The 22578-nt window shown below is 50.6% G+C and carries 16 protein-coding genes and 1 tRNA gene; 6 read left to right on the plus strand and 11 right to left on the minus strand.

Features of this window, described 5'->3' with window-relative positions; all coding sequences use genetic code 11:
- Positions 1–7: 7 nt before the first annotated feature.
- A complete protein-coding gene (locus C2M24_RS09795; protein WP_105200257.1) occupies positions 8–436 on the minus strand; it encodes an ATP-dependent zinc protease family protein in 429 nt (142 codons plus the stop codon).
- Between the two features lie 180 nt (positions 437–616).
- Here C2M24_RS09795 and C2M24_RS09800 point away from each other — a divergent pair, with 180 nt between their 5' ends.
- The gene (locus C2M24_RS09800) at positions 617–1585 is read left to right on the plus strand and encodes a zinc transporter ZntB (protein WP_105200256.1); all 969 of its coding nucleotides are present in this window, start codon (positions 617–619) and stop codon (positions 1583–1585) included.
- Here the strand turns inward: C2M24_RS09800 and C2M24_RS09805 are convergent.
- The 3 genes from C2M24_RS09805 to C2M24_RS09815 form a co-directional block, all read right to left on the minus strand.
- Positions 1563–1775 (minus strand): Rho-binding antiterminator, encoded by a 213-nt coding sequence (locus C2M24_RS09805; protein WP_105200255.1) that lies wholly within the window; start codon positions 1773–1775, stop codon positions 1563–1565. The genes C2M24_RS09800 and C2M24_RS09805 overlap by 23 nt on opposite strands.
- 128 nt (positions 1776–1903) lie before the next feature.
- Positions 1904–4426, minus strand: coding sequence for a TonB-dependent receptor plug domain-containing protein (locus C2M24_RS09810; RefSeq protein ID WP_105214622.1), 2523 nt, complete (start codon positions 4424–4426; stop codon positions 1904–1906).
- 338 nt (positions 4427–4764) lie between these two features.
- A tRNA-Arg gene (locus C2M24_RS09815) sits at positions 4765–4839 on the minus strand.
- 740 nt (positions 4840–5579) lie between these two features.
- On the opposite strand from C2M24_RS09815, the gene C2M24_RS09820 reads away from it, so the two are divergent.
- The gene (locus C2M24_RS09820) at positions 5580–8015 is read left to right on the plus strand and encodes a TonB-dependent receptor (protein ID WP_105214624.1); all 2436 of its coding nucleotides are present in this window, start codon (positions 5580–5582) and stop codon (positions 8013–8015) included.
- A gap of 42 nt (positions 8016–8057) precedes the next feature.
- On the plus strand, positions 8058–9593 hold the full coding sequence (locus tag C2M24_RS09825) for a tetratricopeptide repeat-containing sulfotransferase family protein (RefSeq protein WP_105214626.1): 1536 nt from the start codon (positions 8058–8060) through the stop codon (positions 9591–9593).
- Here C2M24_RS09825 and C2M24_RS09830 read toward each other — a convergent pair.
- The 4 genes from C2M24_RS09830 to C2M24_RS09845 all read right to left on the minus strand — a co-directional run bounded on the left by C2M24_RS09830 (position 9590) and on the right by C2M24_RS09845 (position 16494).
- Entirely contained in the window at positions 9590–10375 is a 786-nt protein-coding gene (locus tag C2M24_RS09830; protein WP_105214628.1) for a phosphotransferase, read from the minus strand. The genes C2M24_RS09825 and C2M24_RS09830 overlap by 4 nt on opposite strands.
- Complete coding sequence (pnuC, locus tag C2M24_RS09835; protein ID WP_105214630.1) at positions 10368–10991, minus strand: nicotinamide riboside transporter PnuC; 624 nt, start codon at positions 10989–10991, stop codon at positions 10368–10370. Before pnuC ends, C2M24_RS09830 begins: the two co-directional genes overlap by 8 nt.
- A gap of 28 nt (positions 10992–11019) precedes the next feature.
- Positions 11020–11274, minus strand: a complete 255-nt coding sequence (locus C2M24_RS09840; RefSeq protein ID WP_105188085.1) for a YkoF family thiamine/hydroxymethylpyrimidine-binding protein — start codon at positions 11272–11274, stop codon at positions 11020–11022.
- Between the two features lie 204 nt (positions 11275–11478).
- Positions 11479–16494 (minus strand): S8 family serine peptidase, encoded by a 5016-nt coding sequence (locus tag C2M24_RS09845; RefSeq protein WP_105214632.1) that lies wholly within the window; start codon positions 16492–16494, stop codon positions 11479–11481.
- A gap of 435 nt (positions 16495–16929) precedes the next feature.
- Here C2M24_RS09845 and pdsR point away from each other — a divergent pair, with 435 nt between their 5' ends.
- The 3 genes from pdsR (at position 16930) to C2M24_RS09860 (ending at position 20126) form a co-directional block, all read left to right on the plus strand.
- Positions 16930–17562 carry a proteobacterial dedicated sortase system response regulator gene (gene pdsR / locus C2M24_RS09850; RefSeq protein ID WP_442792514.1) on the plus strand — a complete coding sequence of 211 codons (633 nt, stop codon included), beginning with the start codon at positions 16930–16932 and terminating at the stop codon, positions 17560–17562.
- Positions 17563–19695, plus strand: coding sequence for a proteobacterial dedicated sortase system histidine kinase (pdsS, locus tag C2M24_RS09855; RefSeq protein ID WP_105214634.1), 2133 nt, complete (start codon positions 17563–17565; stop codon positions 19693–19695). It begins immediately after the preceding gene.
- A gap of 218 nt (positions 19696–19913) precedes the next feature.
- Positions 19914–20126: a hypothetical protein gene (locus C2M24_RS09860; RefSeq protein WP_105200311.1), complete on the plus strand. Its 213-nt coding sequence runs from the start codon at positions 19914–19916 to the stop codon at positions 20124–20126.
- A 16-nt stretch (positions 20127–20142) separates the two neighbouring features.
- Here the strand turns inward: C2M24_RS09860 and C2M24_RS09865 are convergent, their stop codons facing one another.
- The 3 genes from C2M24_RS09865 to C2M24_RS09875 are packed head-to-tail and all read right to left on the minus strand — an operon-like array spanning position 20143 to position 22577.
- Entirely contained in the window at positions 20143–20643 is a 501-nt protein-coding gene (locus C2M24_RS09865; RefSeq protein WP_105214636.1) for a DUF1543 domain-containing protein, read from the minus strand.
- A 43-nt stretch (positions 20644–20686) separates the two neighbouring features.
- Positions 20687–22036: a sigma 54-interacting transcriptional regulator gene (locus C2M24_RS09870; RefSeq protein WP_105200246.1), complete on the minus strand. Its 1350-nt coding sequence runs from the start codon at positions 22034–22036 to the stop codon at positions 20687–20689.
- Positions 22026–22577 carry a hypothetical protein gene (locus tag C2M24_RS09875; protein WP_105200245.1) on the minus strand — a complete coding sequence of 184 codons (552 nt, stop codon included), beginning with the start codon at positions 22575–22577 and terminating at the stop codon, positions 22026–22028. The genes C2M24_RS09870 and C2M24_RS09875 overlap by 11 nt, the downstream gene beginning before the upstream one ends.
- Between the last annotated feature and the right edge of the window lies 1 nt (position 22578).

The raw sequence follows: 22578 nt of genomic DNA on the forward strand, positions 1-22578 counted from the left end.
GTTATCCTTATAACTTTGTTTGGTGTGAGAGCTCTGGGTCAACCACAATGCGGCCCACCATGGCGGTGCGCCCTAGCAACATACGAAACTTCATGGTGTCGCGGTTGGTCAGTGTTGCTTCCATAGGCCATTGTTGGCCATCAATACTCAATAAAGTTTCAATCACATAACGCATTTCGCTATGGCCGCCAGAATCGGTGACGGTACGCTCATCCTTTACTTTAGCTTGGCACTGAATTTCGGTTTCGACATCCTCTTGATTGGGATGCACCCAAAAACGCACCCACTTTTCGCCATCCTGCATATAAGGTTCAACCTTAAATGCGTGAATACAAGAGGTGCGAGCACCGGTATCTACTTTAGCTTTGATCTGTTCGATCCCTAACTCGGGCAACGCAACCCACTCGCGCCAACCTACTAATATTCTGTTTTCCATAATGGCTACCGGTTCAGTGCTCCGACTAGGAGCAAGTTGTTAAAGATCCGCTTTATACGGTAATTCACTTCAATTGACAGTGAAATTATTTACTCGCGTCGATTAATATAATTGATTGACCTATATAAACTTGTAGTCAAGGATAGAAGAAAATAGCAACAACAAAAAGCGAATTTCCCCATGAGTGCATTAATCCATGCCTTAGTACTTGACGGCCAAGGCGGCGTTAGCAAAGAACTGACCAATATAGACCAAGTCAGCGCTTGGCAACGTAGCGACGGATTACTGTGGCTGCATCTTGACTATTGCTTTGATGAAGCCAAAGACTACCTTAACTGCATTAATTTAAGTGATTTTGCCTATCAATCATTACTGGCCGATGAAACCCGCCCGCGCATGGTAGCCGACGACCAGGGTACCCTGATGTTTTTGCGCGGCGTTAACCTGAACCCGGCACAAACTCCGGACGATATGGTGTCTATTCGCCTTTATGTCAGCGAGCAGGTGATTGTCTCCACCCGCCACCGTCGCCTGCTTTCGGTCAGCGCCCTGGCGGATTCGTTGCGTGCCGGCCAGGGACCCAAGGACGCCTCTTCGCTTATTTGCCAACTGAGCGAAAACCTGACTTCACGGATGCAGGACGTTATCGACGAACTTGAAGACAAGCTCGACCAGTTTGAGGAGCAGGTAGATGGCAGCAACAAGCCCCATGATCATAATGCACTCTCCCAGGTGCGCAGACAGACCATAGGCTTAAAGCGCTATATCCGCCCGCAAAAAGACGCCCTGCGCGCCCTGCTAACGCAGCAGCCAAGCTGGCTCCAAGACGAGGATTGCTCGCGCCTCAGCGAAACCATTAACCATCTGGTGCGCTATTTAGAAGAGCTGGATATGAATATTGAGCGCGCACAAATTATTCAACAAGAGGTTTCCAGTTTGGTTTCCGATCAGTTAAATAAGCGCATGTATGTGATGTCAGTGGTGGCGGCGCTGTTCTTGCCCTTGGGCTTTTTGACCGGCCTGCTGGGGGTCAATATCGGCGGCATACCGGGCACAGAGTCCGATGCGGCTTTTGCCATTTTCGTCATTGCCCTAGTCGCCCTAACCGCCTTGATTGCCGTTTATTTTAAGCTAAAGAAATGGCTTTGATCTGATCAAGACGCACACTTTCGTGGTTGCTAAAGTGCAGCCACTCGCCCTGGCCGCTTATGATTCCTACGTCTTCGGCCTGAGCACAAAACTGCTCACCGCTGTGCAAAGTTACCGCCACCTTATTATGACGCATGCAAAAAATCTCGATCAGGTCATGCTGCTCGCAGGAAATAGGCGTATAGCTCATAGCCTTCCCCTCCCATTAATCAAATAACTCATCTCTATATAGCCTACTCCCCCTGCTTTTGACAGCCCGACCTTGGCGGCGACAAGAAAAAGGGGCTCATTGAGCCCCAGACTATTGCTGTTCGTTTATTAAAAACGGTAGGTGATATTACCGTAGATAAAGCGCCCATCCAGGCTGTACGGGGCAAAAGGCGTATACGGGAAGATCTGATTAAAATCAGACTGGCCGACATTATCCACCGTGGCCTGCGGATATTGGTCGAACAGGTTATTGGCGCCTAAAGCCAGCTTCCAACTGGCATCAGGGTGATAAGCTACTTCCAGGTCGGTCAGCCATTTAGCATCCAGATATTCGTCGCGCTCCGGCTGTGAGGAAATATCCGCCACCTCACCGTAGCGAGTGAGGCGTAAAGTGGTTTGCCACTGGCCCAGGTTCCAAATCGCCGCCAGGTTTAATTTGCTGTCCGGGGTGCCCTCCTCAAAGCGGCCGATTTCACGGCGGGCAAACAGCTGATAGCTCTCGCCCAGTGAGTCCAGCTCTTGCGGATTGTCTTTAACGGATGTGACTTCGGTGTCGTTAAAGTTGGCCGCCGCGCTTAAACGCATATCGCCCCAGCTTGCCAAATCAAGCTGATAAGTAGCGACTATATCCACGCCCTGGGTGCGCGAGTCTATGGCATTGGTGAAATAGCGCACACTCTCAACATTGGCTTCGCCTGCGGCCGCTAGGATAGCAGCCACTTCGTCGCCTTCGAGGTTTTCCGAAAGCACGATGCGATCGTCGATATCGATGCGGTAGGCATCCAGGGTCAGGCTAAAGGCACCACGGTTATAGATAAAACCGGCGGTGATATTGACCGACTCTTCAGCTTCCAAAGGCTCGGCGCCCAGAGCTTGTGCCGCGACGGTATCTGCTGGGAACAAACCTATTTCAAACGGCTTGTTATTCTCCAGCACGGTAGAGATCTGGCGATATGAGCTTTGTGCCAAAGACGGTGCACGGAAACCGCTGCTGATGGCACCGCGCAGGCTCAGGTTGTCGCTAACGCTATAACGGCTTGCCAGTTTCGCGGTAAAGGTGCTGCCAAAGTCGCTGTAATCTTCCAAACGACCGGCCAAAACCATATTCCAATCATCGCTTAGATAGGTATCGAATTCCGCAAACAAGGCCATATTGTAGCGGCTTTCATCGGTCACGCTGGCAGGGCTAAAACCAGGCAGAACCTGAGCACCACCGGCTCCCAATGGAGCACCATTGCTGTCAACAGCGGTAATGTAAGAGGCCTCTTCGCCTTGCTCGATTTTATAGCCTTCACGACGGTACTCGGCACCGATAGTGAAAAACACATCATCATTTAGACCCAAATCAAGCACGGTGCTGGCATCGGCGTTAACCAACCATTGGTCATACACCAGGGCGCCGTTATCGAACTCACGCGGGCTATTAATACCCAGCGAGGTATTCAAGCTATTGCTGACGCCGAAGGCAAAGTCGTTGCGACCATAGTTGCTGCTGATATCCCAGCTCCAGTCGCCGCTTTCCCCTTCCAACCCAAGGGCCAGGGCATAGTCTTTCACTTGGGTATCGATTTGTGGCAAGAAACCATCGGGGTAAAGCTCAGTCACATTGCGGTTATCCTTGGCGCGGCGATAAAATCCGCCCGAGTTACCCTCACGCTCCGAGTAGCTGCCAAAGGCATATAAGCTGTAGCCCTGGTCTAACTCATAGCCGCTATTGATAAACAAGGCGACATCTTCAAGCGCTGCCTTGCCGAAGCGGTGGTTATATCTGTCTATGGTAAATTCACGCGGGTCCAGACTGCCATCCTCAAGACGGGCATACTGCTCGCGGGGATCGAAACCAGAGCGCAGTGTCGGCTCATGGTCGCGGTACTCTAAGGCGATATTCACAAAGCCATCATCCCCTAAGGCCAAGCCGGTGTTGGCACTAAAGGTGCGATTGGTGCCATCGTTAATGCGGCGGTCGTCGCCGGTTGCAAAGGCCAGGTTGCCATTATTATCGGCGTAGGCACTTTCAAGCTGCGGCACACCAGCCATTTGCGTATCATATTCACCGTAGGTAGCGCTGATGCTGCCGCCTTCATCGGCGTCCTTCAACACCAGGTTGATCACCCCGGCTATGGCATCCGAGCCATATTGAGCGGCGGCGCCGTCGCGTAACACTTCAACACGCTTAATGGCGGCAACTGGGATCATATTCAAATCCACCGCGGTCGAGCCTCGGCCTACAACACCGCCCAGGCTTAATAAGGCGCCGGCATGACGACGCTTACCATTGACCAGTACCAGGGTATGATCCGGCGCCAAACCACGTAATACAGCGGGGCGGGCATGATCTGTACCATCGGATAAGGTGGCACTGGGGTAGTTAAAACTCGGCACCTGAGTGGCCAAAACCTGACTGATCTCCAACTGACCCGTGCTGGTCATATCATTACTGGTGATCACATCCACAGGCACTGTACTCTCGCCCAGGCTACGTAGGCTGCGGCGAGTACCAGTCACGGCAATCACTTCCATATCCTGCTCTGCCGCATTGCCGTTTGGCGCCGTAGCAGCAAGACTTGGCGCACTGCCCAATGCCGATGCGATAGCCAGGCTTAAAGCCAGCTTATTGGTTGTAAAAGTCATGAGAACCCCTCGAATACTGGAATGTGCTAGTAAAAAAGGGGGCAATCATACGTATCCGTTTCGGTAACAGCAAATAGCAAAATAAGCTAACTTATTCACCTAAACAAGCACTTAATAACACCCTGTTTCAGACGTAAACAAAGTGCTAAAAAGGCGCTATAAACATGCAAGAAAAAACAGTTTGAGTTTGTTTTTTGGGCAGTTTTAATACGCTTGACAGTTCAATATCTTGCGTCGTCATAGCCACAAGACCAGGAGTTAGCGCTAAGCAAATATCCGAGCAAGCACATACATAGGAACCAAGGTAAAAAATCAGAAGGTATAAAGACAAGTAATAATGGCGCTCTCGGCAGGGATCGAACCTGCAACTTGGCCTCCGGAGGGCCACGTGATATCCATTTCACCACGAGAGCTTTACCAATTCACTTAAATAGCTAATCATTCTAGCGGGCTAAATATCTGCTTACATACTTAACAGAATTGGCATTAGTCAGCACAGGGGATTGCGCCAACTGCGCCTATAGTAATGGCATCCCTTGGGAAATACCAGCCCTCGCGAATCGGATGGCGATAATTTATTCAGTAGCAAAGTTACACCCGCCTGGTCCATAGGCGCAGGCTTCAGACTCAAATAGCTGGATTGCCCAGCTTGACTTCACCCCGCCGCCTTTTTGCTAAAAACCCACTGCCAAAAAGCGCGTGCAATAGTCACTATTGCCAATAAAACAACAAGTTAATTATGCAGAACAGGCTGGTTTTAAGCATTTTTATGCTCCTAGCCTGGCAAGCTACAAAAAAACAACAAAATAACCACAATATATTGACTATAAAAATCTATAATTTGAATTTTAATTCTATATAATTGCATTAAAATTCAAATTATCTTTATTTACGAGTTAAAAAGCCCGCTTACATGTCAGATGGCAAGATCCCCTTTTAACATGCAAGCCCTGCTTTTATAGCAATATCACGCAAAAAAATAGCGATTATTTTTGCACAAAAATGCACAAAACTCGGCAAATAAAGAATAAAAAGGCACGATAGCTGAATATTAATTTTCGTCCCTATTTTAGAGGGTTGTTTAATTATTGTTAACGTGCTTTTTATTAATGGCAAATTACATTGCTATATCAAGATCACAGGGTAATACAACATGGGTAAATTTAAGCCAACACTACTGGCTACGGCCATTGCCGGCTGCTTATGTGGCCACGCCAACGCCGAGCAAGCCAACAGCGAAATCAAACAAGAAAAGGCATTGGAAGTCATTCAAATTACCGCGACTCGTCGCAGCGGTTCGGCGCAAGAAGCGCCGCTTAACATCACCGCCATGGATGCCGATGTGATGAAAGATCAGAATATAGCCCAGCTCGAAGACGTGGCGCGCTGGGTACCAGGCCTGACCATTACCGATCAGGGCGGACGTGAAGGCTCGCCAATCATAGTGCGCGGCTTAAACACCAACTCGTCGGAGCGTGCCTCCGACAGCGGCACAGTGGCCACCTATTTGGGTGAAATCCCCCTTAATATCAATTTACGCCTTACCGATGTGGAGCGCGTCGAAGTCCTGATCGGCCCACAAGGCACACTTTACGGTGCCGGAACTTTGGGCGGCGCCATTCGTTATATGCTTAAGGCACCAGTGCTGGATATCACCGAAGGGCAAATTAGCGGCGACCTGTTTACCCTGTCACAAAGCGATGGCACCGGCGGCGAAGCGGGTTTTGTATTTAACACCCCTCTCATAGAGGATGAACTGGCTCTGCGCGCCAGCGTGAATTATTACCACAACCCGGGTTATATGGATTACAACTTCGTAGTGCGCGAGCCTGGCGTGTCTCTGCCCGACCCAGATTGGAACAATGCCGACGTGGTTAAGGCCAACCTTAAGCAGGTTGAAGATGCCAATGATGAAGACATCACCACGGCGCGCCTGTCCTTACGTTGGGCTCCAAATGAAGTCTTCGAGGGCACCCTGAACTACTTCTATCAAAAGCAGGAACACGGCGGCAACTCGATCACCCAGTACGGCAGCATCAGCCCGGATAACCCCATTCACGATCTAGTCGGCAAATACGACTCTGCCTATCGTGTTGAAGAGCCCAATGAGCAAGAAGATGAATTGCTTAGTCTGGAGCTCAAAGCCGATTTGGGCTTTGCCGAGCTGGTTTCGGCCTCAGGCTGGTCTAGCTATGAGCAAGAAGGTCAGCGCGATCAGACCGATCTGCTTTACGATATCTGGACCGGCTACGCCAACTTCCCTGCCTTTGTCGATTACACCAAGGACACCAGTGAGCAAGACAGCTTTACCCAGGAGCTGCGCCTGGTATCCAGCCACGACGGCCCGTGGAACTGGATTGTTGGCGCTTACTACAACAAGTTTGAAAGCAAGTCGGACGACAGAGAATATGCTCCTGGCTTCGATAACTTCGACTATGGCAGCGATATTCCCAATATCGAACCGGACCTGGAATACATAGCTATTTTTGAGTCAGATACCACGGAAAAAGCCCTGTTTGGCGAAGTAGGTTATGCCTTTAACGATCAGTTCAACATCACCTTAGGCGCACGTTTTTACGAGTATGAAATCGACTCTAAATCAGGTTCGGCAACGCCCCTGTATGACGCCTGGGATGATGTTTTCTATGCCTCACGAGCGGATGTTGAGCTAGAGCCAAGCAGCGCCGAAGATGACGGCAGCCTGTTTAAGTTCAACGCCAACTACACCTTCGACAACGGCTTGGTCACCTACTTCACCATTAGTGAAGGCTTCCGCATCGGTGGCAGTAATGGCCTGGAGTCGTGCCCTGAGCAGCTACCGGAACAGCAAATCGTCTGTGCCCTGCCCAACGAAATGGCCTACAAGCCAGACACCACCACCAACTATGAGCTGGGCATTAAATCAACCTGGCTACGTAATAAGCTGCACTTCAATGCGGCGCTGTTTAGCGTTGACTGGGACGATGCGCAAATTCAGTCGACCACGGTCAATGGCCAGGAGATTATCACCACCAACGCCGGCTCGGCACGCTCTCAGGGTGTTGAGTTATCTACCCGCGCTATTTTGGGCGATAACTGGACCCTCTATGCGACCTACGCCTATGCCAAGGCCGAGCTGACTGAAGATGCGCCCATGTTGTTTGATGTATATGAGCCAGACCAGGCTTATTACGACGGCGCCGATGGCGACCGCCTGCCGGGCTCGCCTGAGCATCAAGCATCTTTAGGGGTCAGCTATGAAAATGAAGTATTTGGCGACAAGTTGTTAAACATCAACTATGGCCTGACCGCACAAAGCGATGTCTATACCAAGGTGGGCCTTAAGGCCGATGGCGAAGTGCTGCCGGGCTATGCTCTTAGCAACCTATCCGCGAAAATCTCCGGAGATATGTGGTCGGCTACCCTGTATGTGGACAACCTGTTCGACAAGTATGCCTTTACCTCGACTCGTCGTGATAAATCCTGGGCGGGCATGGCACGTTATGAAGACCAAAACCACGCCTTGCCAGAGTTGCAGCGGGTGTATGGTCACTACATCACCACGCCACGCACCATAGGCATGAAGTTTACCTATAACTTCGAGCTGTAATACACTAAGGGGCAACCAAGGTTGCCCCTTTTTTTTATTTATATGACCCATTCCACTTTGCGCCAACATATTCAACAACTGCTGCGCCAGCAAGCCTTGCCTCAAGCCCATGGTGAACTGGTAAAACGCTTGCAGCACAATCCAAAGGATCACCTTGCCTGGTCGCTGATGGCCGAGGTAAACGCCCAAGCTGGTGACCTGACCAAGGCGGTTAAACTCCTGGATAGGGCGCTGGAGTTATCAAAACAACCGGAATATGTGCTTAGCCGAGGCAAGTTTTTACACCTGCTTGGGCGCAGCGGTGAATGCTTGCAAACTCTGCAAGCCCTGGACAAAGCGTCACTCACCGATGCCGGGCAACTGGATACCCTGGCTAACCTCTATTCTCGTCTCGGCGATTATCACAGCGCCCATATCTACCATCTGCGCGCTGCGGCCCGGGCACCGGATAACGCAGATATCCTGGTTAACGCCGCCATTAGCCACAATATTATGGCCGCTAACAACCAAGCCAAGGAACTCTTGCAAAGAGCGCTGCAGATCGCCCCCAATCACTATCGCGCTCATTATGCCCTGGCCGAGCAAAGCAGCACGGCCGAAGCGCAGGCGCATATAAAACAGCTCACCGCCCTGCTGGCACAAGAGCAAAATGCCATAGCCCGTCAACATCTGTTCCATGCCAAAGCCCTAGAGCATGAACAACTTGGGGAATATGACGAGGCCTTTATCGCCTTTTCAAACAGCAAGGAGGCGGTGGCTAGGAATATTCATTTTGATGCCGCTAAGCACAGCGCCTTTTGCCAGCAGTTGATCTCGACACCACCTCAGCTTATCTCGCAACGGGATAATGATGCTGAAGCAGTATTTGTAGCCGGCATGCCGCGCTCAGGCACCACCTTAGTAGCTCAGTTACTGTGCCAAAGTCCACACTTGGCGCCCTTAGGTGAGTTGCAGGATTTACCTCAGGCGGTAAAACGCATAAGCGGGCAAAGTAGTACCGCCATTGTGACTCCCGAGGTCATAAGCCAAGCGAGCAAAGGGGATATGGCCGCCTTGGCACAGGATTATTTGAGCCGTTATACGGACTTAAAGGGGGACACAGAGCGGGGCTGCGATAAACTGCCGTTTAACTTTTACTATATCGACTTTATCGTCCACGCCCTGCCAAAGGTGAAGATAGTGCTTATGCTGCGCGCCAAAGAAGACACTTGCATCGCCAACTTTCGCCAGGCCTATCAAGTGCATAGCCCGTTTCACCATTATTCCTTTAAGCTTACCCACATCGCCACATTCTATGACGATTATGAGCGCTTAGCGCGGCACTTTGCCGCTAAGTATCCGAATAATGTGATTTTACAGAGCTATGAAGACTTGGTAAGCGAAGGTGAGCGGGCGCTGCGCCACTTATATGACTTTTGCCACTTGCCCTGGCAGGATGACTGCTTAGAGTTTTATACCAGGCCTGATGCCTGTGCCACCGCCAGTAAATTGCAAATTCGCCGCCCACTGAACAAGGCTTCCATTGATTTTTGGCGTCACTATCAAACACAATATGAAGCCTTAGTAGATACGCTTTAAGCCAGTAGCGTATCTAGGCTCAACTTAGCGTCGTCAATCCGGTGCTGCACCTGATGGCGTGCGTACCAAAAATAATTTAAGGCCGCCACCAGCTTTTGCATAGCCTTAAACTTTTGCCAGTTTCCTTGCAACTCAAGGGCGCTAAAGTACTGGCTGAACAGCCACTCTTGCTGCTCCACTGAGAGCTTAAAGCTCAGGGTTAACATGGCCAAATCGAAGTAGCGGTCACCATGCTGGGCATATTCAAAATCTATGCACCGCCATTGTCCACGGTGGCTGATAATGTTCTCTTTGATCAGGTCGTTATGACAGAAGCAGTAATCCTCACTTATAGCCTGTGTCAAGGCTACCACCTCCTGCAACGCCTGAGCATAAGGGTGATAATAAGGTTCACTGGCATAACCGGCCAGCTCATCATGCAAATCCAGTGCTGCGCCACTGCTTGGCAAAGCGTGAATCTGGGTCAAGCGCAACAGGGCTTGCTCACCATCGAAATCACTCGGCATCTGCCCTGGCGCATAAGCGAAAATGGCACAGCGATGACCCTTGTCCACATAAACAGGCGCCGGACACACACCCAGCTGCGCCAGGGTACGCTGGGCGTCGATGGCGGCATCGGGTACCTGCCTGCCATAGAGCTTTACCAGCCAGGTGCCCTGCTCGGTATCAACCCGGTAATTCTCGTTGCTCACCCCTTGCGGCAAAAAGGTAATTTGCTCAATCACCGCATCGGCTTGAAATGCCGTGACCAAGGCATGGATACGACCCACCGACTCAGGCATAGGCCGGCACTCCTTGTTCCTTCTGCTGATATTGCTGGCGCCAACGCAGGTAGCCGGCAATCGCCATAAAGGTATAAAACACAAATAAAACCACGGTCGGATAATAGCCCTTGGCCAAATACAAGTAGATGGAAGCGGCATCGATCACCACCCAATAAAGCCAGTTTTCCAACACTTTTTTTGCCACAAAGTAAGTGGTTAACACCGCAAAACAGGTGGTTAAACTGTCGAGATAGGCATAATCGGCACGCGTGTAATTATCCATTACATAGCCTATGCATACGGCGATAAGCGTGGTCGCAATAATCAGCCAGGCATGGGTGCTCAGGCGATAACTGACAATGCCCTGACTCTCGCTGCGCTCCTTGCCATAGCGCCATGCCCACCAGCCATAAATAGCCATACCCATATAATAAAAATGCAGCAGGGATTCCATCAACAAGGCGCCCTGCCAATACATCAGGGTGTAGATCAGGGTACTGAAAAAGGCCGCCGGCCAGCACCACAGGCTTTCGCGCATGGCCAACAATAAATAGGCCACGGAAAGCGCAACCGCGGCATATTCCCAGCCGGACATGGCGGCAAAGCCAGATAAGGTACTATTTAAGGCATCCATAAGGTGTTCCTAAAGGCGTTCCTAAGAGTTAGTCTTGAGGCGACAGATCGCCATGCAAAAACTTACAAACAAATATGGCCTTACCAAATTGCTCATAGGAGCGCTTGATCTCAGCGCTTAACACCGCCATCACGGTATCATAGTCGCCAAACACCTGAGTCGAGAGCGTATTGGTGATCACCTTAAGCTCTTTGTGTTCATTAAGACGGTCAATAAAGTCTTTAATAAAGGGGATATAGTCTTGATGAAGCGGGTACTTACTGATTTCAACGGTCAGTTTCATGGGCATGTCACTAGTAATAAAGAATGCCGCTATTGTAACCTGAACCCGAGCGTTGCCAAAATTTCGCCGTGACTTTTATCCTCCCCCACTGTTCGCAAGTTATCGCATGAGCTAGGTTCACTCATTCCAGGCAATAAAAAAGCCCCTAACTAGGGGCTTTTTTCCTTGCTGCGCTCAGGCAGCTAATTGGCAGAGAAACCTTGTTTAGCCGCGAACTCGACGTACGCCGAACAGGGCCAGCAGTGACATCAGCATAAAGATGCTGGTGCTACCGCCAGAAGATTTCTTAACTTCAGGCTCTGGAGTCACAGTTACAGGGTACTCACAGCTGCCGTCATCGGTATCTGCGCTACCATCGTAGTTGCTTGCTGTCGCATCAGTACAACCATATTCGATGCCATCAGATGCAACGCTCAGCAGAAATGTCTGCGAAACGCTGTCGCTGGTGTTGGCCTTATCACGTACGGTTACCGTTACTTCTGTATCACCGTGGAAGTTCGCGTTCGGGACAAGGTTGAACGACATGCCATTGATTTCAGCGCTGATGTTATCGCCGCTCACCAGAAGTTCATTTGGTGATTGGTCAGCATCAAGTACCACTACTTCGATACCATCGATACGGCCGTTTTCTTCTACAGCCATATTCTCAAGGGCCGACATTTTCAGGTTGCCTTTGACCGCAATGGTATGAGTTAAGGTTTTCGCTTCGCTACCAAGCTCATAGGCTAAGGTGATCTCTTTATCGGTTCCCGCCGACTCTGGATTAACGGTCGCTTTGAAAGAGAATTCAACTTCACTTTGCTCAGGACCCACATAGTCGAAACAGATCACTAGGTCGTCTTTAAGCACCTTACCTAGGTCGTTGTAACCAATAACATTGTACAGTGAACCATCTTTAAAGCCGGCAGTAGACGAGTAAACACTGTCGCCGCCTTCGATCATGATCACACCCTCATCAACATTGGCGCCCAGGTTGTCATAGGCATAGATAACTTCAAACTTATCCTTGTGGTCATCGATACCGCTGCGCAGGATCACCTCGTAGTCATAGGTGTCACCTGTGTTCTTGTCGGTTACATTATCGAACTCCATAAACAACAGGTCACCTAGGTCAGGACGCTCTTCGGCATACTGTGATGCTATGGTTAGACCGGTAGGGTCGTAAGGGTCACGCTTGTTAGCGATTTCGAACGAACCACGCCAGAATGGCGCTAATGCTTCCGTCAAGAAACCTGGACCACGGTGCGCATCCATCATCCACCATTGTGGAGTAAACTGCATAGCACCAGTTGGGTGTAAACGCACTTCGTTGTTGTTTGGTTGGTTGTAAACTTCGAACTTGGCGCCTTCTTTATAGAATAACCAGTCAATTGGTACATCAAAGTACACTCTGTGGCCACCTTCATACCAAGGTGTGGTTGGCTGTAGACGGAACTCACCCTGAAGGTCGATGTAACCACCGGTGGAGAACTCGTCGATCATCGGCGTTTTACAGCTGGCATCGGTAATGTTATTGGTCACTATGTAGTCACGCTTAACATTGCGGGTTGCCTGCTGTGTGCCTGCAATGGTCAGCTTGTTGCCTTCAACCTTGATCATCTCGGCAACTTGCTCGTTGTTCGAGGTCATGGTTTCAGACCAAAGCTGCATACCCTCAGGAAGAGTCAACTCAAAGTTGTAGTCACGCTCTTGCGACTCGTAGTTCGCCTTCAGTTTCACGTTTACATCAAGCACATCCATAGCGCGAGCGGCATCTTGGCTCACATTTAGGGTCAGTGCTTCGCTGTCGTGGTTAAAGTTCAAAGAGGTAAAGCCAAGCGTGCCTTCGGCACCCGGTGCGTTGCCCAGGGCAAAACCACCGTAGTAAACATCACCCATTTGTGACTCAGGCAGATCCCAGTTAATGGCGATTTCATAGTTACCATTGCCTGTGTGCTGCTCTGGCGCAGACACATCAAAGCCACCATTGTATTCATTGCCGATTACCGCATAGTGCGTTTTGGTGCGATATTCATAATCACGCGGCGCGGCTAAAGCAGCGGTAGCAAACCAGTACTGACCTGGCTCAGGGTCAATAATGTTACAGTAGTTGTCTTCAACACTGCTTGATGAATAACAGATCATTTCCGCATTAAGTGCCTTGATCAGTGCTTGCGGATCTTCTGCAATCTCATCATCGCTGACCATGAAAGAACCACTGTTGTTGGCGTCGAAACCAAGGAGCAAGTGGGCTTTCTTGATTTGCCAGCGCGGCTCAACAACATCAGCTAAGTTAGAAGTTTGCTCCGTAGAGGCAACCTTCACCATTAGACGCTTAGTGCCTTCAGGAACGGTAATGGACTGAATGTCCCAGCCACGTTCAACACGATCCTTAGTAACATAAGGGCCTACACCTATTACGTCCGCCTCTATCGTGGTTGGCTTCACCAAACCATAATAGGTAGGCGTCAGCTGACTGTAGCTGTCGGTGTTAACAACAATAGACTCAGAAGCCTTATTGCGGGCCATATCGATATCCACGGCCAGCGGTAACTCATCCAGGGTATTTTTCGCTACCAGGGTAAAGTGTGCATCCGGCGACTGGCCATCCACATTGTTAAACACTACCTTGCCGTTAAACCAGATGTCTTTATTTAGGACATTTTCCCATGGCGCATCCGGCTCATCTGGCTCTACCTTGTGCTCAATGATGTTTGGCAACTTCATGGTTACCATGACATCTTGAGTTTCACCGGCTTTCAATGTGAAGCTGCTTGGTGATACTTCCACTTCAACGCCTGCGCTTTGGTCTTCACCTTGCACGCCCCAGCCAAAGCCGCTGGCCTGCCATGAGCCATCTTTGGTGGCTTTAACGGTACGCATCCATGAACATTCAAGTTCACAGTCTTGATTAACCAAAGAAGGCAGGTTTAACCATTCAACCAAACCGCCATTGCGCGGGTTCGCATCTTGGTAGTTTTCAATGGTCTCATCCATCACCAGACCGGCATTGGCTGCCTGCGCTACATCAATCGCGCCGCCACCGGCCATAAAGTTGTAGTAAGGGTCGATAATTGCGTAACCATTAAAGATTTTCACCTTATTGGCCGTCATCATCAAGGCCGACTGGATCTCTGCCGGTGTCCATGTTGGGTGCATCTGCATCAACAAGGTCATGGCGCCGGTTACATGCGGAGTCGCCATTGAGGTACCGCTCATAAAGGTCCAATCCGAAGCGGTCGGGTTAGCGGTAAATGGCTGGTCATCGGCATTGGCCGCGTAAATATCAACGCCCGGGGCGGTTACATCCGGTACCAGGTTATTGATATAACGACTTGGACCCATAGAACTAAAGATAGCCAGTTCATTGCCCTTCTCAGGGTCAAACTCGTAGGTATTCACCGGCTCACCTATGGTGGCGATCGCTTCACCAACCGGGTTGGCGTTAACCCAGTTTCGGATTGTATAGCGGGCTTGAGAAGACAGGTGAATACCCGGAATTACATAATTATCGGCAACAAGATTTTCATTTGAGCTGGTATTTTGCAGGATAAAACCACCGGCGCCACCGGCCGCCACGTTTTCGGCTTTCGCTACACGGGCAATGTCACCGCGCTCACAGACAACGATTTGATCTGAGGTAAAGGTTCCCGCAGGGAAAGGTACGTTACAGCTGGCCGCTGTATAGGCATCGTCCGGGTTTGGATCTGCAAAGTTTTCCGCTAATACCACAGCACCTGTGATACTGCCTGAGTAGCTCTTACCCGCATACTCGCCGCTAAAAGGAGCGCGAACCCCCTGAAAGTTGTTGATAACCTTGTCACCCAATGACATAACACGGTCATGAGTTGAGGCACCTACTGTGGTTACCCAAGGAGAGGTATGATCCGCAGACATGTAATAAGGGCCCGAGTTACCTGCAGCTGCGGCAACCGAGATACCCGCCTTACGCGCGCTTAAGAAGGCCAATTCCATGGGATCTTCCCAAGGGAAGGACTCACCGCCACCGATTGAGAAGTTAATGGTGTCGACACCATCGGCAATGGCATCTTCAAAGGCAGATAGAATCGCGGATTCTGGACAGCCGGCATAGGGGTCACCAGAACCACCCGGCCAACATACCTGATAAGAGATGATATGGGCACGAGGCGCAACACCGCTGGTCTTTTCAAACGTAAAAGGCAGGTCGATACCATCGCTGGTCACTGAACCGTCTACGGTTTGCAATGGCGTATCCACTAGCTCATTACCCGCTGTGGTGCTGGCGGTGTGAGAGCCGTGGCCATTGTAGTCTTCGCCGTTTTCTGGACGACGATTTTTAGAACCAAAAATATAATCGCTGTTGGCTACTGTGACCTCAGGGTAAGAGCGCACACCGATCAGCTTATCGTTACACAACTCTGGTGATTCAACACAGTCACCGATGAAGTTACCGGCACCAAATGGGTTGGTCTTAGCATATTCTTCGTCACTAGCGAAGGCGATGTGATCGGTATTGATGCCGGTATCAATAATACCCACAACCATGCCTTCACCCTTAACGCTGAGTGATGAGGCCGGAACCTGTCCCTGCCAGAGTTTATCGGCACCGATAAATTCTGGGCCACGATCGGTACGCAGCTCGAAAATACGGTTTTCGGTAATACGCTTGACGCCGCTTTGCTTGGCCAGAACCATGGCATCTTCTTGCGTCATATTGACTATCATGGCGTTGTTAGCCAGCGTCAATTGCTGCTTCATTTCGATATTGGCGCCATGCGCTTGGGCGCGGCTAAGCACCTTGTTTTGCTGGTCTTGCAAATAACGACGGTAGCTTTTCACCTCAGGTGAACGCACGTTCAACGTTGAGCGACCCACCATGGTACGAGTGGTTGTCAGGGCCGTGGCCTCAAGACCTTGTATATCGCCTTGGTAGTTAACCACAGCATCGTTTTGGAGCTGTACTATGTAGGTACGCTTGCCGGTCACCCCTTCTTTAGGTGTGAAGACATTCTTAGGTGAATTATCCTGATAATGTCTATTAAGCTGACCCACAGAACCAAATAGGGTTTGCGCTTCTTTCGATTCTTTGTAATTAGCTAGGTCTTCAGCTGTGAATACCGGGGTGTAAAAAGAGCCCGCAGGCGCTTTTTCAAAGCCCGGCTGTGCGGACGCGGCTCCCCCGGCCACGTACATAGCGGTTAGCATCGCAATGGTACTTTTGCGCCCCAACCCCTTTATATTTCTATTCTTGTTGGACATGTTGTATTCCTTGATGAAAATTTTTCGCGCATATTGCGCTAGCGCAGTAGGGTACGTTGCGCCGAACAAAGAAAACAATATGTAAACAGGGTGCTAAAAGCGCTAAGAGTAAGTTACACCCAAACCGCTACTCTACATGCCTTACCATATAAGGCCTTAGAGCAAATGTACCAAAGTGTGCAATAAGGTAGCATTTTGTACTCATGCAGTTTATCGCAACAATAAATCAACTTTTGTAAGTATCAAGCTCACATTCTTAGGCGCAACTTTGGGGAATTATGATCAATTATGGCAATTGCTGCTTCGTTCATCCCAAGGCTAGCAAATCAGGGTATAGTGTTAACAAAATCACCTTGTTAGCCGTAAGTTAGCCCTAAGATGAAACGAATAGCCATTATTGAAGACGAAGCCGCGATCCGCGATAACTATGTAGAAATGCTGCAAGGGCAAGGCTATGAAGTGCAAGGTTTCGCCGACAGGCCCAGCGCCGAGCTAGCACTGAGCGAGCGTTTGCCGGATCTGGCCATAGTTGATATCGGCTTGGGCAACGAAATCGATGGCGGCTTTATGCTGTGCCAAAGCTTACGGGCCCGCTCACAAACCCTGCCAATTATTTTTCTGACCGCTCGCGACAGTGAAATAGATACCGTATGTGGGCTGCGTATGGGTGCCGATGATTATCTTACCAAGGACATCAGCATGGCTCATTTGGCGGCGCGTATCGCTGCGCTGTTTCGCCGCGTTGAAGCGCAAGGCTTACCAAGTGAACAAGAGGACACCCTGGTACAAGACAAGCTGGAGCTGAACCTAAAACGTTTGCGCGCCAACTGGCTGGGTGAGGCGGTGGATTTGACCGTGACCGAGTTTTGGATGGTGCATTCACTGGCTAAGCGTCCGGGGCATGTAAAAAGCCGGGATGAACTGATGAGCGATGCCAAAATTTACGTTGACGACAGTACAATCACCTCCCATGTAAAACGCATTCGTCGCAAGTTCCAGGCGCTCGATGCCCAGTTCGATTGCATCGACACCGTATATGGCATGGGTTATCGCTGGGAAAGCAAATAGATGGCGCGCTTTGGGCTTGGGCTGCGCAGCAAGGTGGTCTTGCTGTCCTGCTTTTTACTGGTGCTGCCCTGGCTTGGCTACGAATATGTGTGGGAAATGGAAAAGTATCTGCGCCAGGGTCAAGAAAAAACCCTGGTCGGAACCACAAGAGCGCTGGCCACCGCCCTGCATGAACGCCCCGCTTTATTTGAAAATGCCAGTGAATTTACCGCCAAGGTAGAAAAGGGTCGCGACCTTTACGCCTACCAGATCAACAATGCCATCCGCCTCGATGGCGAGCTTGGTGACTGGGCTCCCTATCAAAGCCTGATGTGGCAATACCAGGGTAACTACCTGCAAACTCCAAACCCGGATCATGATGACAGCGACCTGTCATTCGCACACATGGTCGGCAAATACGGCCAGCACCTGTATGCGGTGTTCGCGGTACAGGATAACCAGGTTCGTCTGCGCCCAAAAAATGCCCTTAGTCTGGAGCGCAACGATCATTTAAAAATCGCCATTAAGTCTCCCAATGGCGAGCTAAAAAATTACATAATTGCCACCCGCGAAGACGGCTGGGTAAATGCCTTTAGCCTTCCCGAATTGACTCCCTATAAGGATATTCAGGGCTATTTTCGCCAGACCGAGCAAGGCTATAACATAGAACTGCGTATGCCCCTGTCCATGCTTGGCAACAAGCTCGGCTTTGCCATCAGCGATTGGGACACGGGCGAGCAAGAGCGTCATTTAATGGCCACCTCTAATATTGCCGATGCCAATACACTTGGCACTGTGCTGCTGCCCTCACCGGAGATTAAACGCATTATCAAGGGCATGGGCCACAGCGGCAGCCGTATCTGGGTGGTGGATAAACATCACAGGGTGCTGGCGCAATCGGGCACCATTCAACATGCGGACGGAGTCTGGGCCAGCTCCTTACAGGAGCAGGATAATGAAGGCATGTGGCAGCGTTTCGAGCAGCGTTTTTTGCACCCGCTCTATTACCAAATTCTGACCAAGCCACCCAGTGACTTTCTCGATATTTTACATGATGTGGCGGCGCTGCAAGGCAGTCATATTGCCAGTGCCTTACGCGGTGAGCCGGCCTCGAACTGGCGCCTGACACCAGACAGCAAAGCGGTGATCCTCTCCGCCGCCTACCCCATTTGGAGTAATGAGCAGGTGCTGGGCGCTGTTATCGCCGAAGAAACCACCAATGGCGTGCGCACTCTGCGCAACAAGGCGCTGGAAAAGCTCTTTAATGTGATTATTGCGGTGATGCTGGTGGGCACCATCTCATTGTTTTTCTTTGCCTCGCGCATTTCCTCACGTATTCGCCGCTTACGCGACAGTGCCGAGCAGGCCATTGATGAACAGGGCCGAGTACGGGCGCAACTGAGCGTGAGTAACGACAGTGACGAAATAGGCGACCTCTCGCGCAGCTTCGCTAATATAGTTAATCGCCTTGGCGGCTATACCCATTATCTGGAAAATATGTCGTCGCGCCTTTCTCACGAATTGCGAACGCCGGTGGCCGTGGTACGCAGCTCGCTGGAAAATCTGCAATTGATCGCCCACGAACCGCAGCAACAAAAATACCTGACCCGGGCTCAAGAAGGGGTCGCCCGCTTGAATAAGCTTATCACCACCATGAGCGAGGCGACTCGGTTGGAACAGAGCATTAATACCTCGGCGCGGGAGCATTATGATCTCACCCAGGTGCTGCAAGGCTGTATGCAGGGCTATCAGTTGGCTTATCCACAGGCACGCTTTGCCCTGGATATCACCCAAGAGGCGCTTCCTGTGCAAGGGGCCGCCGACTTTTTCGCGCAGTTGCTTGATAAGCTGATCAACAACGCCCTGGAATTTGCTGAGCCTGAGAGTGAAATATTGGTCACCTTGGCACGAGAAAACAACCAAGCTCAACTCAGCATTAGCAATCTAGGGCCATCGCTACCTAAGGACATAGGTAAACATATTTTCGACTCCATGGTGTCGGTGCGCGCTCAGGATAAGCAGCAACAGCCGCATCTGGGTTTGGGCCTGTATATCGCTCGTCTGATTGTTGATTTTCATCACGGCCAGATACGCGCCAGCAACCGCGAAGATGGTCGCGGTGTGACCATCCTTGTTGATATACCCTTGTCCTGATTCAAAATCGATTAATTAAAGAGCATCTAGCCTGCGTAATAAGTTGGTAATTACTTACACAGCTAGATGTGCAAGGCTAGATACTATGACCGCAAAAACTGGATATAGTAGGGCGCTGTTTCGCGAGCAAGATGACAGCAGCGCAACAAGGATAAAGCTTGAATCACGGGGCCAGGCTTAATTACAATAGCTGCCTTTATCCTCACGTGAAATCACTTGTGAAAAAACATCAGGCAAAAAAAGAGCTCGCCCTGCTACCCATTTTATTTATCGCCATCGCCTTGTGTGTCGGCGGGCATTTCGTTTTACAACCTAACTATCAAGATAGCAATTTGGTGGAATATTCCTTGGCGGCCCTGCCATTTGCCTTATTCGCCTTGGTGATCCTCGCCATCCGCATCGCAATCAAGCAAGAAGAAAACGACGACTAAGCTTCAAAGCCACGCCCTAAAGCACATGGTAGCCAAACCAGTCCGGATGCATGGCTTGCGCCTGGTTGCTGGGAGTAAGATGGATATGATACTGGGCATCGATCAGATCCAGGGCAAAGCAGTCATCCACCTCATGTAAATCGTCTTTATGCTGATGACTCATGCCGGTAAGTAAACCCTGCTTCACCCGTTGTTTGGCCTGCTCGGCGCTGGTCGCCACGGTCAAAGTAAAAGCATGTTGTTCGGCAAGTTGATCGGCACGATAGGCGCCTAAATTAACGAAATAGAGGCGTTCACTGCGCTGTTGCGGCGCATCACCCAGGCTCACCGCATAGCCGTCGATATGGTGCACCGCCATATAACTGTCCATATGCACACTGTTTTTATTGCCCACCCATTGGGCTTTGAGCTTGCCGTAACAATCTTCAATACGCTCACCAACGACAAAGCGCACATCGTGCATTTCAATATGACAGCCTTCGATGCGACCGCCCAGGTAAACCATAAATAATTGCATCACTCACTCCTTTGGCCTTGTGTGGCGGCATTATAACGGTTAATCAGTCGCGGCTGAATTGCTCCACATCGATCTCATGCTTCTTAATCAGTTTATAGAAGTCGCTGCGGTTACGCTTGGCCAATTTGGCTGCCTGAGCGACATTGCCATCCACCATTTTCAATACATTAATCAAATACTGGCGCTCAAACTGGCGCTTAGCCTCGTTTAAGGCAATGGGCGAGCTGGCTTCGAGCTCACACTGCAAGGCCATGGCCACCTGCTGGGCACTGATCAGCACCCCAGGGCTCAATGCCACCACCTGCTCCACTACGTTTTGCAGCTGGCGAATATTACCGGGCCAGTCGTGGCGCAAAAGCAAGTCCATGGCATCATCGCTGAAACGTTTCACCCCTTGCTGCTGACGAGCGGCAATTTGCTCACAAAAGTGATGCGCCAACAAGGAGATATCCTCTCGACGTTCGCTCAAGGCTGGCAAACGCAGGTTCACCACATTTAAGCGATAGTAGAGATCCTCGCGGAAACTGTTATCACGGATTGCCGCAGGCAAATCCTTGTGGGTGGCCGACACCACTCTGACATTAACCGGAATTTCCTCGCTATGACCAACCGGGCGGATTTTTTTCTCTTGCAGGACGCGCAACAGCTTAACCTGTAAATTCAACGGCATATCCCCTATTTCATCAAGAAACAAGGTGCCATTTTGGGCTTCGGAAAAGAGCCCCACATGGTCGGCGGTCGCACCGGTAAAGGAACCCTTTTTATGGCCGAACAGCTGGGATTCCAAGAGCTCGGCGGGCACAGCGCCGCAGTTAATGGCAACAAAAGGGCCGGTGCTAACCGCACTGCTCTCATGCACGGCTCTGGCCAGCAGCTCTTTACCCGTACCGCTGGCGCCGGAAATCAATACATTCACATCCGTGGCTCCCACCATACGCACTTGCTCTAACAGGTGATACATGGTGGCACTGCGAGTCACTATATAGGGGTGACTTACTTGCTGAGCGTGCCCCTGCCCTTGACCATGCAGACGCACGGCTTTAGCCAGGGTGTCGATCAACTCATCCTTATCTATGGGTTTGGTCAAAAACGCAAAAATACCCTGCTTGGTGGCACGTACCGCATCGGGAATAGAGCCGTGCGCCGTCATCATTACCACGGGTAAGCTAGGATAAAGCTGCTGAATTTGTTCGGCCAGTTGCAAACCGTCGATATCGTCCATGCGCAAATCGGTCAGCACCACGTCAAAGGTTTGCTGCTGCAACTCACTCAAGGCTTGAGGGGCGCTATTGGCCGTGGTCACTTCGTAGTTATTGGCCATCAGCCTTATGGTCAGTAGTTTTAATAAACTGACATCATCATCAACAAGTAAAACCCGTGCTTTAGAACTCATTATTATCCTCCTGCTGGGACGCACGTTGCAGCAATTGCTGCTCTATGGCCGCCAGCGACGACAAGGTCTTTTCCATTTTTTCCTGCATTTGCTGCTGCTCTTGGCGCAGCTTAGCAAGTTGCTGTTGTTGTTGGGCATTGGCCTGAAGCTGCTGCTTAAGCAACCAGAAATAACGGGCGCTGGACTCGGGCCAGTAATATTGACCGCTGATCACCTCAAGGTCGCTTAGTAGCTCGTCCGGGTTTGATTGGCCCCGTAAGCAGAGGCGGGCAAAAAATTGCTTCAGCCTCGGCGCCGCCACATATTCCTGTAACTCGGTGGCCGAGGTAAAACCGCCGCATTGCTGTGCATGCCATTGCACCAACTGCTCGGCACTGGGGTAGATGGGTTGTTGCTTAGGCCTGGGTTTAGGGTTGGGAGCCTGCTTTTCAAGCTCACCTAAGTGACTAGTCTCTCCCGCCGTTCTTGGGCCCGGCAACTGACAGCCCGCACTCAAGATGGGCACCAGTAACACGGCAACACACTTGGCAAATTTCAACATC

Origin of the sequence: Pseudoalteromonas sp. T1lg22 (assembly GCF_002964645.1) — a bacterium.
GTDB lineage: Bacteria > Pseudomonadota > Gammaproteobacteria > Enterobacterales > Alteromonadaceae > Pseudoalteromonas.

Excerpts from the sequence above, each read along its gene's own strand:
- pdsS (WP_105214634.1), top strand. The coding sequence starts at position 17,563 with ATGGCGCGCTTTGGGCTTGGGCTGCGCAGCAAGGTGGTCTTGCTGTCC.
- C2M24_RS09805 (WP_105200255.1), bottom strand. The coding sequence starts at position 1,775 with ATGAGCTATACGCCTATTTCCTGCGAGCAGCATGACCTGATCGAGATT.
- C2M24_RS09825 (WP_105214626.1), top strand. The coding sequence starts at position 8,058 with ATGACCCATTCCACTTTGCGCCAACATATTCAACAACTGCTGCGCCAG.
- C2M24_RS09870 (WP_105200246.1), bottom strand. The coding sequence starts at position 22,036 with ATGAGTTCTAAAGCACGGGTTTTACTTGTTGATGATGATGTCAGTTTA.
- C2M24_RS09795 (WP_105200257.1), bottom strand. The coding sequence starts at position 436 with ATGGAAAACAGAATATTAGTAGGTTGGCGCGAGTGGGTTGCGTTGCCC.
- pnuC (WP_105214630.1), bottom strand. The coding sequence starts at position 10,991 with ATGGATGCCTTAAATAGTACCTTATCTGGCTTTGCCGCCATGTCCGGC.
- C2M24_RS09820 (WP_105214624.1), top strand. The coding sequence starts at position 5,580 with ATGGGTAAATTTAAGCCAACACTACTGGCTACGGCCATTGCCGGCTGC.
- C2M24_RS09810 (WP_105214622.1), bottom strand. The coding sequence starts at position 4,426 with ATGACTTTTACAACCAATAAGCTGGCTTTAAGCCTGGCTATCGCATCG.
- C2M24_RS09875 (WP_105200245.1), bottom strand. The coding sequence starts at position 22,577 with ATGTTGAAATTTGCCAAGTGTGTTGCCGTGTTACTGGTGCCCATCTTG.
- C2M24_RS09865 (WP_105214636.1), bottom strand. The coding sequence starts at position 20,643 with ATGCAATTATTTATGGTTTACCTGGGCGGTCGCATCGAAGGCTGTCAT.
- C2M24_RS09840 (WP_105188085.1), bottom strand. The coding sequence starts at position 11,274 with ATGAAACTGACCGTTGAAATCAGTAAGTACCCGCTTCATCAAGACTAT.
- C2M24_RS09845 (WP_105214632.1), bottom strand. The coding sequence starts at position 16,494 with ATGTCCAACAAGAATAGAAATATAAAGGGGTTGGGGCGCAAAAGTACC.
- pdsR (WP_442792514.1), top strand. The coding sequence starts at position 16,930 with ATGCTGCAAGGGCAAGGCTATGAAGTGCAAGGTTTCGCCGACAGGCCC.
- C2M24_RS09830 (WP_105214628.1), bottom strand. The coding sequence starts at position 10,375 with ATGCCTGAGTCGGTGGGTCGTATCCATGCCTTGGTCACGGCATTTCAA.
- C2M24_RS09800 (WP_105200256.1), top strand. The coding sequence starts at position 617 with ATGAGTGCATTAATCCATGCCTTAGTACTTGACGGCCAAGGCGGCGTT.